Below are 14,164 nucleotides of genomic sequence, written 5' to 3'. Positions count from 1 at the left end.
TTCTTGACTCAAGCATTAATGCAGTACGATCTTCAAAGTTAAGATGATGGTATGACAATTTTATATACTCCATAAACCCTTTAAATTAATTAGGTGGTTTATGTCGCACTTCAAGTTTTACTCTGCCGTGTCTTTATATTTTCAATATTTGAATTTTCAAAGCGCATGATACACGACTCCATGAATAACCTAGAATCTAAGCTAGCTACAAGGAATTTATTATTCAAGTGGTGAATCAGTTATTATTAAGAGGGTGATTTTTTATTTTTTGAAAGAGAAAATTGTATTTTTATGAAATTCAAAGTGTTTTTAGATATTTTGGTATTATAATACCCATTAAATGACGTTAAAATGGTATTATAATACCAAAAATATTTGTAACTAAATGTTTTTATTTTATTATTATCTTCTGGCTTAATATTTTATTTGCAAGATCTAATTGTGATTCATTTCCTGCTAGTTTTATTTTTAAGTTGAATTTTTCTTCCTCATAAAAAATTTGGTTTTCAGGCTGTTTTTCTATTAATAAGTCAAGATAATCGAGTTGCGCCTTAAAGATTAATATATTATTCAGTAACACTGACCTCTGGTTTTCTAAATCAGTACTTTTATTATCATTGTGGTTTATTGAATCTCTTAAGTCTTTCATTTTTTGTGTTTCTTTATAGCAATAGGCATTGCCTTTAGATTTCTCAAAGTTAATTGAAAGATAGCCAAACTTACGTAAGTTATAAATTCCGCGATAGGCTTGTTATTGTTTAAACTGATTTTTTATTTTCATTTTTTTTAAGAAGGTTTTAGCTTGCCAGTTATCTATAGTATTTTCTTTGATCAACTTGAGGAATAAATAATCAAGAGGAAATTTTATTGAATTCATATCTAATTACTCATAAAAGGAATCATTATATTTCCAATTTCTATTTTTACAAGATTTAAAAAATATGAATATATTAGCTTTATTATGTTTTTTTCTTTAATGATTTGGTTTATAATGTCAAATTATTTATTAATATATAAAAAAATTTTGATTTTTCATTGAATTAATATTTTATTTAAAATTGTATTTTATTATAATTTATTTTTTTATTAATTAATAATCAGGCATTTGTTTGGGTTTTGATGCTATAGAATCCTTCAATTTCATTTATATAAAATTGATTTTTGATTTAATTGGTATTTGAGTTTATAAAAGGAGCTTAGTTTGAATTTATCTTTGAAAGAATATATGGTTTTATTTTATTAGAAAAAACTGATTTTTTATTTTTTATCCATAAAAAATTATCATTTGTATAGTCTAAAGTTAGAACTAATTTATCCAATTCTTCATCATTTCTGAAAGCTGTAATTTTTTCATCTCATAGTTTGAAGTGTTAAATGCTTCTACATTTTTAAAAACATAGTGGAGGGGATCTAATATTCAAATCAAAAGAACTATTTCTAGGCTGGATATATTAAAATTTCTAGGCTTTTTCGAATACTTATTTAATCTGTGATACAAAAAATAAACCCTCCAAAATGGAGGGGTTATTTTTTTGTATCACTGTTATCTAAACAGATTATTTAAGTAGGGATCACGACCATAACTGTATTCTAGATACTCTAAATCCCAATAAACTCCGTCACCTTCTGCATCAGCACCAGTATCAAAACTGATAATTCTATAATCATTAGCTAAAGCAAAAATATGAAAGTACCCAGATAATAAATCGCATCTTAAATCATATCGAAACATAGGGCAGTCATAAGGAATAATACGACCATCTTCATCCTCGAAATGTGTTAGTTGGCTTGAGGTTATCCTAATTTCACTATACGGAATTTGATAACCAGAATAACCTACAACGATGTATCCACCATCAATATGCAATTTTTTATAAGCCATGTGACTCACTCCTACTCAACATTGTTTGTAACATTCCAATTGAATGATTGCTTGAGAGACAGGATATCTAGTTTCAAAATTTTTATTCCCCCCAAAAAATTGCTCAAAATTTGGGGAAGATTTAGTATAGGCTTTGTATATAGGAAAAATTAAAATTTATTTATGAAAGCTCTTAAAAAATACCATGAAATAGATTTACGAACATTCAGAGTTGAAATATCCGATTTCATACATCAAGAAATTTACCGTTGTTTACAAATAAAAAATAAACCAGATGATGTGAATAAAATAATAGAAATACATTCCTTATTAAGGAAGAGATTAGATGATTTTAATTCTGTATATGTAGAAGATCATATTAAGGAAATGGCAAAAGATGCGTTAGATGCGATTGTTTTAGGTTGTAACAAAGACTATTTTACTCAATATATGAAGCAGTCTATTCTTAATAAGGAGTATGCTGAACAGGAGTTTCCTTGGCTTACAGATAATAGTGGAACTGAGCAAGAAAAAGAAAAAAGAAAAGAGGATCTAAGACAAACTTTAAAGGATTTTCTATGTGTTTATGACGAATACTCAGATCATAAATGGTCAATCAATTTACTTTATCCACCCCAATTATTTATATATGAAATAGATTATGAATTTGTTTTGGAATATTTACAAAATAGCGAATATTTAAGCACATTTGTACCTTGTACCGATGATATTACTTTTATAAATGGACCTACAATAACAAGTGAACAAATGGGTAATAAACTTGTAATAAATCAAACACCATTTGAAGTATTTAAGGCCTACAAAAGAAAGGTGATGAACTTTGATTATGACTACGAAGAGTTAGAAATACCTAAAGCCGCTATTTCAAATAAATTAAACTCAGAGGAATTTCAAAACAAGGAGTTTACAATTCAAGATTTTTCGAATTTGAGTGAACTTTATTATCAAGGTCAACCTAGCCATACCCAAGTGTATAGCAAACTTAAAGTTGAAGTAGATATGACTTTACCTTTAAGCCAAAAAGAGTTAGAAGAAACAATTGAGAGATTTAGGATAGAAATTTGTCAAGTTCAAGGGAGAAATCGTGCTGCTAAAATGTTGCTTGCTGAAAATTTGGAAGAACTTGGAAACGCAGCTAATCAGACTAAGTTAGAATCAATAGACTTTTATGATTCTATGGAAGTGTTTTCATCATCCCCTCTCAATATTGTTAAAGTTTCAGAATTTAAATTATTGCTATGCGGATTGATGGTATATAAAGCACGTTGGTTAGATAAAATGGAGGAGCAGGCACATTGGGTAGTAGATTCAAAGATAAAATTTGATCTATATAACTTGTGCTGTGATTTATCTAAATCGCTAGTGGCAATCTATAAGCGAGGCTTTAGTGAAACAAACATTGAACGTGGATATGAACAAGTTAGTGCATTAATTAATAAAAAATTTAAAGAATTATATCCAAATTACAAGTCTCAAAAAACATCATGATCGCTTATGTGCCACACAATAGTTATACAACATAAGGCTTATTATTACGAGATTTTTAGATTTAATAGCTCTAAGCATTGTGTATATGATGATAAGAATCAATGTCACAACTGATGTCTCTTTTAGGCAAAGTTTCAAAACTTCATTTTTCTTGAAAAGTTTAACTCTATTATTGCTTATTACAAAATAATAAGTCCTTGATCTTATGGTTGTATGCAATGTGAGTTTCGTATGTTTAATATTTTTTAGTTTCTGCAGCCGTTATATATTTGTTATCCCTCTCAAGAATAATTTTGTATTTCATAGTAGTTAAATAAAAATAGAGCTATTAAGCTCTATTTTTATTTAACAGAGGAATGACTTTGTAACAATCTCACTCAACTGTTATTTAACTAGTGACATTGATGTGTCGCAAATGACAATCGATATGTCGTTTTACGAATCTTTCGCTTACCAGCTCAACGCACCGCCCGTCTGATAATCCGTTACACGCGTCTCGAAGAAATTCTTCTCTTTACGCAGGTCCATCATCTCAGACATCCAGGCAAACGGGTTGGTCACACCGCTAAACTGCTCAGGTAAGCCCAACTGGCTTAAACGGCGGTTACAGATGAACTTCAGATATTCTTCCATCATGCCAGCGTTCATGCCCAATACGCCACGTGGCATGGTATCACGTGCATATTCAATCTCAAGCATGGTGCCTTCAAGAATCATTTGAATCACTTCTTGCTGGAACTCGGCGGTCCACAGGTGCGGGTTCTCGATCTTGATCTGGTTGATCATGTCGATACCGAAGTTCAAGTGCATTGATTCATCACGCAAGATGTACTGGAACTGTTCCGCCACACCATTCATCTTGTTACGACGGCCCATTGACAGGATTTGCGTGAAACCGCAGTAGAAGAAAATACCTTCAAGTACGCAGTAGAATGCAATCAGGTTACGCAGCAAAATCTGGTCGTTTTCAGGCGTACCGGTTTTGAAGGTTGGGTCGCTTAAAGACTGGGTGTATTTCAAGCCCCAAGCTGCTTTACGTGCGACTGATGGTACTTCACGGTACATGTTGAAGACTTCGCCTTCATCCATGCCCAAAGATTCGATACAGTACTGATACGCATGCGTATGAATCGCTTCTTCAAACGATTGACGCAAGATGTACTGACGGCATTCCGGGTTAGTGATGTGACGGTAGATCGCCAGAACCAGGTTATTGGCCACCAGTGAGTCAGCAGTTGAGAAGAAGCCCAGTGAACGCATCACGATGGTACGTTCATCTTCAGTCAAGCCATTTTCAGACTTCCACAACGCGATATCGTGGTTCATGTTGATTTCTTGTGGCATCCAGTGGTTGGCACAACCATCCAGATATTTTTGCCAAGCCCATTCGTATTTGAACGGCACCAGCTGGTTTAAGTCAGCGCGGCAGTTGATCATACGTTTGTCATCAACCTGTACGCGTCCTGCACCCATTTCCAGCTCTTCCAGGCCAGGCGCCACGTCAAGCTGTTCTAGGGAAGCAGATGCTCTTGCCAGCGAATCGGTTGAATTTGCTGATCCGCTTCGAGGGGTTGCAGCGGGTTGTGCAGCTGCCACATGCGTCTGTGGTTGCTCTGCAGCAGGTACCACTTGCGGATTAGCCGCTTTTTGCGGTTCGACGGGCGTAGGCTGGTGTTCAGGAGCAGCCGGTTTTTGCGAATCATCTTCGAAATCGTCCCAACTTAGGATAGACATATCAATTCTCTCTTCGTTGCTTTATATCTTTTATTGGACATCTCACGACGAAGGGGAGATGTCTTACTATACGCTTAATTTGTGAAAGCAAAATTAAGTTTTGCCGATGCTTGTTCTAAAAATGTACGTAGAACACGATCCTCAAGACTTATTTTGCTTTCGCTTCTGTTTGCGAATGGCCAAAAAGGCATAGACCATCGGCGTGTAAAAGAAAATAAAGGAAAAGACCAGAACCGCGAGTCCTAACATATAGTTATGAGTCATATGAGGCATGATGGAATCCTTTTTGTAGATGAATTAGTGTTAATTCTGATAAGCCTAAAAGGTTGATAATTAATACCAACCTTTTAGAGTGTTTTAGTTTTTCATTGCAATAATGATAGCTATAACGATAGGAACAACAATCGTTGAAAAACCTAAAACTATAGACAATATACCTAAAACTAAATCAGGATTAACACTATTCATTATTGACAAGCCTCACAATCAGGATTGTCAATTGAACATGCCATTGGCACTGGTGCTGCTTGTTCAAAGCCTTCTTCTGACGCTGCTGCTTCAGGTTTAGCTTCTTGAGCAACTGCTGCTACTGGTGCTGCAACTGTCGCAGGTTTAACTGCATTCAATGCACCAGTATTAATGGTTGATTTCTCAGCCGATGTTGCACCTAAAGCACGCAGGTAATACGTCGTTTTCAGACCACGTAACCAAGCCATCTTATAGGTGATGTCCAGTTTCTTACCATTTGCACCAGAGATGTAAAGGTTCAGTGACTGTGCCTGATCAATCCATTTCTGACGACGAGATGCAGCATCCACAATCCAGCGCGGCTCAACTTCAAACGCAGTCGCGAAGATGGCTTTCAGCTCTTCAGGAATACGCGAAATCTTTTGTACTGAACCTTCGAAGTGTTTCAGGTCGTTGACCATTACCGCATCCCATAGGCCGCGTTCTTTCAAGGCACGTACCAGGTAAGGGTTGATCACAGTGAACTCACCAGACAGGTTCGATTTCACATACAGGTTCTGGAAGGTTGGCTCAATCGATTGAGACACGCCACAGATGTTAGAAATAGTTGCTGTTGGTGCAATGGCCATCACGTTCGAGTTACGCATACCGTCTTTTTGAACTTTGGCACGTAAAGTGTCCCAGTCCAGACGTTGGGTACGATCAACTTCAAACATGCGCTCAGGACGGGTTTTCGCTACCAGCTCTAAAGAGTCGATTGGTAAAATACCCTGATCCCATAATGAACCTTTGAAGGTTTCATAGGTACCACGTTCAACCGCCAGATCACTTGAGGTTTGAATTGCGTAGTAAGAAATCACTTCCATTGATTCATCAGCAAAATCAACTGCTGCATCAGAACCGTAGGCAATACCCATTTCGTACAGTGCATCTTGGAAGCCCATGATCCCCATACCTACCGGACGGTGACGCAGGTTCGAGTTTTTCGCCTGTGGTACCGCGTAGTAGTTGATGTCAATCACGTTGTCGAGCATACGTACCGCAGTTTTGATGGTACGTGCCAGTTTTTCATGATCCAGCTTGCCACCTTGAACGTGCTGTACCAGGTTAATTGAACCCAGGTTACAGACCGCGATTTCATCTTTGCTGGTGTTCAGGGTAATTTCTGTACACAGGTTAGATGAGTGCACCACGCCCACGTGTTGTTGTGGTGAACGCAGGTTACATACGTCTTTGAATGTAATCCACGGATGGCCGGTTTCGAACAGCATCGACAGCATTTTGCGCCATAAGTCTTTGGCACGTACTTTCTTATGCAGCAGGTTCTGCTCTTTCGCTACCGCTTCGTAATGCGTATAGCGCTCAGTGAAGGCCTGTCCAGTCAGATCATGCAGGTCTGGTGTTTCAGATGGCGTGAACAGGGTCCATTCTGCATCTTCAAACACACGTTGCATGAATAAGTCAGGAACCCAGTTGGCTGTGTTCATGTCATGGGTACGACGACGGTCATCACCGGTGTTCTTACGCAGTTCCAGGAATTCTTCGATGTCTAAGTGCCAGGTTTCAAGGTAGGCACACACCGCACCTTTACGCTTACCACCCTGGTTCACCGCAACCGCAGTATCGTTTGCGACTTTCAGAAACGGTACCACACCTTGTGATTTACCGTTGGTCCCTTTGATGTAAGAGTTCAGGGCACGAACTGGAGTCCAGTCATTACCTAAACCGCCTGCCCATTTAGACAGCATTGCGTTATCACGCATTGCGCCATAAATATCGTACAGGTCATCACCAATGGTGGTGAGGTAACAGCTAGATAACTGCGGACGTAGCGTACCTGAGTTAAACAGGGTAGGTGTAGAAGCCATGTAGTCGAAGCTCGACAACAAGTTATAGAACTCAATTGCACGTTCTTCTTTGTTGTCTTCGTTCAGCGCCAGACCCATAGAAACGCGCATGAAGAACAATTGTGGCAATTCGAAACGGATACCATCTTTATGGATGAAGTAACGGTCGAATAACGTCTGTAAACCAAGATACGTAAACTGGTTAGAACGTTCTGGCTGAATGGCAGCGGCCAGTTTTGCCAGATCAAAGTTCAGCAGGTCTTCTGACAGCAGCTCCAGCTCGATACCTTTTTTCAGGAAGGTTTCCAGAGCTTCGCCTTCAGGGGTTTCTACTGGTAGACCCAGGAACTCCAGGCCTGTTGCCACTAAGTCATTACACAGCAGGCGCGCAGTAACGTAAGTATAGTTTGGTTCCTGTTCAATACGGGTACGCGTCGCCATCATCATGGTGGTTGAGATGTCTGACTCTTTTACGCCGTTGTACAGGTTTTTCACGGTTTCATCGACAATGGCCTGAACATCAATGCCTTCAAGACCTTCAGCTGCAGTGATGACGGTTGCTGTCAATGCACTTAAATCCAGTGGCTTTAACTGGCCCTGGCTGTCAGTGATCTGTAAGGTCGGGTGATGGTTGGCACCCATCTGCTTACGTGCTTCAGAACGTTGTTCGCGATAGATGACATAAGCACGAGCAACTTTCTGTTCGCCTGTACGCATAAGCGCAAGCTCAACCTGGTCCTGAATTTCTTCAATGTGAATGGTGCCGCCTGATGGTAAACGACGCTTAAACGTGTTCAGAACCATTTCAGTCAGTTGTTCGATACGGTCATGAATACGGCTGGAATCGGCGCTTTGCTGACCTTCAACCGCCAGGAAAGCTTTACCAATCGCTACAGAGATTTTTTCTGCATCGAAAGGGGCCACTTCACCGGTGCGTTTAATCACCTGAAGTTGACCGGGTGTGGATGTGATTACGCTCATGTCAGCATAGCTCCATTGTCATCTATTGTTATGTTTATAGACCATTGAACCGGGCAAAAAATAGGCCACAGTGTTTGAGGAATAAACACAAGACTTAGTGGTTTAAAATTGAATTGAACACAAGATACGGGAAATTTTAGGGTAGATCAATATTGACTTTTCTTTAAAATTTTTGGCGTTTTTGGGATAAAATCTTTTGCAAAAAAATCCCCGATTTGTCCATTCGGCTATAAGCCTTATCGGACAAGGGCATAGCATAACAAAGCCGGCATAATCTGCTTATAGATAAACTTGTGGATAACTAAAAATCTCTTTGAACAGTCAGTCACATTCTGATCAATGGCCAAAAGCTGCAAAAAAATTGTACATTTTAAAAAGATTTATGTTGTTGAATTCATGGAATTCAGTTAAAAAGAGAAAAGTATAAGGAATTCAATAATTAATAAAAATATAACAAAAAGCTACTTTGATGTATCAGTTTAGTGAATAGCATCTTGTTTACAATGTAAACGTGTGTATATTGCAGAATATATTTCGACGTATCTCCCGGATTTTAAAAGGATAGAATACGTTTAATCAAATAAAGGGGCAGTTCATGAGCCAAGAAGAAAAGTTACCAAAAATTTTAATTGTTGAAGATGATGAGCGTCTGGCACGTTTAACCCAGGAATACCTGATCCGTAACGGACTGGAAGTGGGTGTTGAGCCAGATGGGAACCGTGCCATCCGCCGTATTATCGCGGAGCAGCCAGATTTAGTGGTGCTGGATGTAATGCTGCCGGGTGCAGACGGTTTGACCATTTGCCGCGAGGTTCGTCCACATTATCATCAACCGATTCTGATGCTCACTGCACGTACCGAAGATATGGACCAGGTTCTGGGTCTGGAAATGGGTGCAGATGACTATGTCGCCAAGCCGGTTCAGCCACGTGTTCTGCTGGCGCGTATTCGTGCCCTGCTGCGCCGTACCGACAAAGCACCTGAAGATGAAGTGGCACAGCGTATCGAATTTGATGACCTGGTCATCGACAATGGTGGCCGCTCGGTAACCTTGAATGGTGAACTGGTCGATTTCACCAGTGCAGAATATGACCTGCTCTGGTTACTGGCTTCGAATGCTGGCCGTATCCTGTCGCGTGAAGATATTTTCGAGCGCCTGCGCGGTATTGAATATGACGGTCAGGACCGTTCAATTGACGTACGTATTTCGCGCATCCGTCCAAAAATTGGCGATGACCCGGAAAATCCAAAGCGTATTAAAACTGTACGCAGCAAAGGATACTTATTTGTCAAAGAAACGAATGGTATATAATCGTCGCGCGTATCTGAGATAGGACTGTTTTTCGTGTTCAAACACAGCATATTCTTGCGGATTTATGCAGGATTGGTAATTCTGGTGGCATTGGTGGCCGTGTTAGGCTATTTGCTGGTTCAGATCATTAACTATCAGCGCGCGCAAGAATATCGTGAATCCCTGACCGATGGTATGGCCTATATCATTAGTGAAGGGGTGGCGCGACAACCCAATGAGCAGCAAAAGCAGGACTGGATTTCAGATGCCTCGGATTTGCTGGAACTGCCTATCTATTATATTGCTGCCGATAAGGTCGAGCTGTCACGGGCCGAACTGAAACGGATCAAAGAGCGCAGGGCTGCGGTACGTTACGATGCAGAAACGACCACAGCCTATATTATTATGGGCCTGAGAAATGACCCGGAACATTATCTGTATATCAAGGCCGATGAAATTACCGAACGGCAAATGAAGGCACTGCCGATCTTTATTCTGGATTATCTGGTCTATTTCCCGGGACAGGAAAAAGAATATCTGGCCCGTATCCAGGATCAGTTTTCTTATCCTATCGACATTCAGAACATTGCCGATTTACCGCTCGACTCCGAGCAAATTGGCCGTTTAAGGCTGGACCACAGCATTATCCTGTATCGGGATAATGCCAGCGTACGTGGCACCACCATCTCCATTATTTCGCCAATGCCGAATTCGCCGTCCGAGGTGCTGGTACTTGGTCCGGTTCCGCTGTTTAACTGGATGCCATTCCAGCTGGCGGCCGGGATTACCTTGCTGAGTCTGTTTATTCTGAGTCTGGGCATTTATGGCCTGATTCTGCCGATGCAGCGCAAAATCCGTGAAGTAAATTTTGCCTTGAACCGCATGAAAACCGGCGATTTAAACCTGCGTTTACCCATTGACGGTTCAGATGAAATGGCCAGTCTGGCCTCCAGCTATAACAGCATGTCCGATCATATCCAGCGTCTGATTGAAGCCCAGCGCGAGCTGATGCGCGCGGTATCGCATGAACTGCGTACCCCGGTAGCGCGGATTCGTTTTGGGATGGAAATGTTGGCTGAAGAAGATGATTATGAATACCGGATTCAGCAGCTGGACATGATTGATAAAGACATTGAAGCACTGAATACCCTGATTGACGAGATCATGACCTATGCCAAACTGGAGCAGGGCATGCCATCGTTAGAAATTAAAAAAGTGGTGCTGTTTGAGGTGCTGGATCAGGTGGTTAATGAAACCGATGCGCTGAAAACTGGTAAGGACATCCAGCTGCAAACTATGTCGACCAGTCTGGAAGTTGATGCTGAGCGTCGTTATTTACACCGCGTGGTGCAGAACTTAGTCGGGAACGCGGTGCGTTATTGTGACCACAAGGTACTGGTCAGCGGTGGCGTGACTGCACAAGGCGTGGCTTATGTCTGTGTGGAAGATGATGGGCCGGGCATTCCAGAAGAAGACCGGAGCCGCGTATTTGAAGCCTTTGCCCGTTTAGATGATAGCCGTACCCGTGCCTCTGGGGGGTATGGTCTGGGCCTGTCGATTGTCAGCCGGATTGCCTACTGGTTTGGCGGCAAGATTGAGGTGGATCAGAGCACCACTTTGGGCGGTGCACGTTTTATTATGTCCTGGCCGGCGCAGCGCTTTAGCAAGTCGCGTAAAAAGCAGGGCAATAAAGAAGGGCTGGAATCTTAAACGCTGCTTCAAAGATTCAGCTAAAGAACAGCAAGCAAGGGGCGGTTGCTGTTCTTTGGTGGGAGAGTTGGGTCAGAGATTGTCAGCCATCGTTACCATCTAAAATGGTCCGCGTACTCTCTTTCTGTCCAGTCTTTGAATTGATCAATTGAGTTGCAAAAAAATAGCCAGTGATGTCACTGGCTATTTTTTTGCATGGAGCAATTATTGAGTCTGCTCTTTGTACAAGCGGTCTGCTTCATCAAAACGCTCAGTAATGCTGCTGCTTGGCGCTTTGCCCAGCAAGCTCACCACAATAATGGCAATGAACGAGCAGACAAAGCCCGGAATAATTTCATAGATACCGGTATCGCCCCAGACATTTTTCCAGAGAATCACCATCACCGCACCCACGATCATGCCGGCCAGCGCACCATTTAAAGTCATGCGTTTCCAGAATAAAGACAAAATAATCAGTGGACCAAAAGCGGCACCAAAACCAGCCCAGGCATAAGCCACCAGGCCCAGAACTTTCGATTCCGGGTTACCGGCCATCCAGATTGCCAGCAGGGCAATCAGTAACACCATTAAACGGCCAACCCAGACCAGTTCTTTTTGTGAGGCAGATTTACGCAGGAACGATTTATAGAAGTCTTCAGTTAGGGTACTTGAACAGACCAGCAGCTGACAGCTTAGGGTACTCATCACCGCAGCCAGAATTGCCGCCAGTACAATACCAGCCACCCACGGGTTAAACAGGATTTTGGTCAGTTCCATAAACACGGTTTCAGGGTTGGCATTCACCACCCCGGCCAGTTCCGGATGTTGCTGGAAGTAGGCAATACCAAAGAAACCGGCCGCCACTGCGCCGCCTAAACACAGGATCATCCAGGTCATGCCAATACGGCGTGCATTTGGAATTGACTTCACTGAATCTGCCGCCATGAAGCGCACCAGAATATGCGGCTGACCGAAATAACCCAGGCCCCAGGCCAGTAACGAGATAATCGCAACAATACTTAAATCACCGACCAGATTCATGGCTTGCGGACGCGCAGCTTCCAGTGCCAGCGTCACTTGGGATAAATCAGAAAAGGTCAGCAGGGTGACAATAGGCGTCAGGATTAAGGCAAAGATCATCAGGCCAGCCTGAATGGTGTCTGTCCAGGACACCGCCAAGAAGCCGCCAATAAAAACATAGCTGATGGTGGCAATGGCACTGATCCATAAGGCCGTGCTATACGACATTTCAAACATACTTTCGAACAAGCGCGCACCGGCCACCATGCCAGAGGCACAGTAAATCGCAAAGAAAATCAGAATCACAAAGGCGGATACAATACGCAGCACTTTTTTCTGGTCATTAAAGCGATTGGAGAAATAATCCGGTAAGGTCAGGGCATTGTGCTGCACTTCGGTATGTACCCGTAAGCGGCCCGCAACCAGTAACCAGTTCAGCCAGGCACCAATAATCAGACCAATGGCAATCCACATCTCAGATAAACCGGACAGATAAATTGCCCCCGGTAAACCCATCAATAACCAGCCACTCATATCCGATGCGCCAGCAGACAGGGCCGTGACAAAGCTGCCTAAACGGCGGCCACCCAGAATATAGTCTGAAAAGTTGGTGGTTGCACGATAGGCCATCAGACCAATCGCGATCATGGCGACAATATAAAACAGAAAGGTGATTAAGGTCGGATTTAGGGAGCTCATACGGTATCCATATAGTATGTTGGACAGTAAAGGACTTATGGCCTCAATGCGTTCCATGCAAATTCTTGATGGATACTCACAAGTCCTGAAAGATTCAAAAAATGAAGGCGAAATTTAACCATAATTTTGCATGAAATACTGATTTTTCTTTCAGGCAATAAAAATAGACAGCATCCAGGCTGTCTATTTTTGGCTAAAAAGGTGCTTAGTTTTGTCGGCCCATGACCCCACGAATGGTATTCAGAATATCGGCCGGTAATACCACCGTCTTGGCATTTGGCGACTTCGACATATCCTGCATGGCTTTCACATATTGTTCACCAAGCAGATAGGCCACCGGAATTTCTTTATCGCCGACTGCTGTCGTGACCATTTCAATAGCACGTTGCGAAGCTTCGGCCAGCACCACTTGTGCTTCGGCATCACGGCGTGAAGCTTCAAGACGGCCTTCGGCTTCCAGAATGGCTGCCTGTTTTTCACCATCGGCTTTGGTTACGGTGGCACGACGCTGACGTTCTGCTGCCGCCTGTTCTTCCATTGCTGACTGCATTGTGTTGGATGGTTTAATATCTTGAATTTCAACGGTTTTAAGGGTAATACCCCAGTCCGCAATATCATCTGAAATCGAGGCTTTTAAACGTGCCTTAATATGGTCACGTGAGGACAGCGCATCATCCAGATCCATTTCACCGACAATAGAACGCAACGAGGTTTGTACCAGGTTCTGAATGGCCCAAGAATAGTTTTCAATCCCGTACACCGCTTTTTCTGGCGTGGTCAGGTTAATGTAGGCCACCGCGTTCATCAGCAGGACGGCGTTATCGCGGCTGATGACTTCCTGAGACGGAATGTCCAGCACAATGTCTTTGGTGGTGACTTTATAGGCCACTTCATCGACATAGGGAATTACGAAGTTCAGACCCGGACTTAGGGTGGTGTGGTATTTACCCAAACGTTGCACAATCCATTTATAGCCTTGTGGAACAATACGCACCCCTTTAAAAATGGTGATGGCCACAAAGGCCAGCAGGGCTAAAACAATAATGGAGCCAGCATTCATTTTAT

General features: G+C 41.9%; 10 protein-coding genes. 3 read left to right on the top strand and 7 right to left on the bottom strand.

The features are described from left to right. Positions 1–391 precede the first annotated feature (391 nt). Both FTU69_RS13015 and FTU69_RS13010 read right to left on the bottom strand, forming a co-directional pair. Positions 392–649, bottom strand: a complete 258-nt coding sequence (locus FTU69_RS13015; RefSeq protein ID WP_180104006.1) for a hypothetical protein — start codon at positions 647–649, stop codon at positions 392–394. 894 nt (positions 650–1,543) lie between these two features. Beyond that, complete coding sequence (locus tag FTU69_RS13010; protein WP_180104005.1) at positions 1,544–1,882, bottom strand: hypothetical protein; 339 nt, start codon at positions 1,880–1,882, stop codon at positions 1,544–1,546. A 162-nt stretch (positions 1,883–2,044) separates the two neighbouring features. Between FTU69_RS13010 and FTU69_RS13005 the strand changes: the two genes are divergently transcribed. After that, complete coding sequence (locus tag FTU69_RS13005; protein ID WP_180104004.1) at positions 2,045–3,370, top strand: hypothetical protein; 1,326 nt, start codon at positions 2,045–2,047, stop codon at positions 3,368–3,370. A 450-nt stretch (positions 3,371–3,820) separates the two neighbouring features. On the opposite strand, the gene FTU69_RS13000 is transcribed toward FTU69_RS13005, so the two are convergent. The 3 genes from FTU69_RS13000 to FTU69_RS12995 form a co-directional block, all read right to left on the bottom strand. After that, positions 3,821–5,104, bottom strand: coding sequence for a ribonucleotide-diphosphate reductase subunit beta (locus FTU69_RS13000; protein WP_005175999.1), 1,284 nt, complete (start codon positions 5,102–5,104; stop codon positions 3,821–3,823). 141 nt (positions 5,105–5,245) lie between these two features. Next, a complete protein-coding gene (locus FTU69_RS14835; protein WP_081407111.1) occupies positions 5,246–5,377 on the bottom strand; it encodes a preprotein translocase subunit YajC in 132 nt (43 codons plus the stop codon). A gap of 194 nt (positions 5,378–5,571) precedes the next feature. Continuing rightward, positions 5,572–8,400 carry a ribonucleoside-diphosphate reductase subunit alpha gene (locus tag FTU69_RS12995; RefSeq protein ID WP_180104003.1) on the bottom strand — a complete coding sequence of 943 codons (2,829 nt, stop codon included), beginning with the start codon at positions 8,398–8,400 and terminating at the stop codon, positions 5,572–5,574. A gap of 595 nt (positions 8,401–8,995) precedes the next feature. On the opposite strand from FTU69_RS12995, the gene bfmR reads away from it, so the two are divergent. Both bfmR and bfmS read left to right on the top strand, forming a co-directional pair. Beyond that, on the top strand, positions 8,996–9,712 hold the full coding sequence (gene bfmR / locus FTU69_RS12990) for a response regulator transcription factor BfmR (protein ID WP_005176018.1): 717 nt from the start codon (positions 8,996–8,998) through the stop codon (positions 9,710–9,712). Positions 9,713–9,745: 33 nt separating this feature from the next. Then, positions 9,746–11,401, top strand: a complete 1,656-nt coding sequence (gene bfmS, locus FTU69_RS12985; protein ID WP_016659876.1) for a sensor histidine kinase BfmS — start codon at positions 9,746–9,748, stop codon at positions 11,399–11,401. Positions 11,402–11,605: 204 nt separating this feature from the next. On the opposite strand, the gene putP is transcribed toward bfmS, so the two are convergent. Next, entirely contained in the window at positions 11,606–13,099 is a 1,494-nt protein-coding gene (gene putP, locus FTU69_RS12980) for a sodium/proline symporter PutP (protein WP_180104002.1), read from the bottom strand. Between the two features lie 205 nt (positions 13,100–13,304). Further along, positions 13,305–14,159: an SPFH domain-containing protein gene (locus tag FTU69_RS12975; protein ID WP_005176027.1), complete on the bottom strand. Its 855-nt coding sequence runs from the start codon at positions 14,157–14,159 to the stop codon at positions 13,305–13,307. Positions 14,160–14,164: the final 5 nt, after the last annotated feature.

This window comes from Acinetobacter sp. YH12134 (genome assembly GCF_013418555.1).
GTDB classification, from domain to species: Bacteria; Pseudomonadota; Gammaproteobacteria; order Pseudomonadales; family Moraxellaceae; genus Acinetobacter; species Acinetobacter indicus.
Note: the sequence above shows the minus strand (reverse complement) of the source record. Positions and strands in the feature narration are given on the sequence as shown.

Coding starts and splice junctions, on each gene's coding strand:
- FTU69_RS12995 (WP_180104003.1), bottom strand. CDS start 8,400: ATGAGCGTAATCACATCCACACCCGGTCAACTTCAGGTGATTAAACGC.
- bfmR (WP_005176018.1), top strand. CDS start 8,996: ATGAGCCAAGAAGAAAAGTTACCAAAAATTTTAATTGTTGAAGATGAT.
- FTU69_RS13005 (WP_180104004.1), top strand. CDS start 2,045: ATGAAAGCTCTTAAAAAATACCATGAAATAGATTTACGAACATTCAGA.
- FTU69_RS13015 (WP_180104006.1), bottom strand. CDS start 649: ATGAAAGACTTAAGAGATTCAATAAACCACAATGATAATAAAAGTACT.
- FTU69_RS13010 (WP_180104005.1), bottom strand. CDS start 1,882: ATGGCTTATAAAAAATTGCATATTGATGGTGGATACATCGTTGTAGGT.
- FTU69_RS14835 (WP_081407111.1), bottom strand. CDS start 5,377: ATGCCTCATATGACTCATAACTATATGTTAGGACTCGCGGTTCTGGTC.
- FTU69_RS13000 (WP_005175999.1), bottom strand. CDS start 5,104: ATGTCTATCCTAAGTTGGGACGATTTCGAAGATGATTCGCAAAAACCG.
- putP (WP_180104002.1), bottom strand. CDS start 13,099: ATGAGCTCCCTAAATCCGACCTTAATCACCTTTCTGTTTTATATTGTC.
- FTU69_RS12975 (WP_005176027.1), bottom strand. CDS start 14,159: ATGAATGCTGGCTCCATTATTGTTTTAGCCCTGCTGGCCTTTGTGGCC.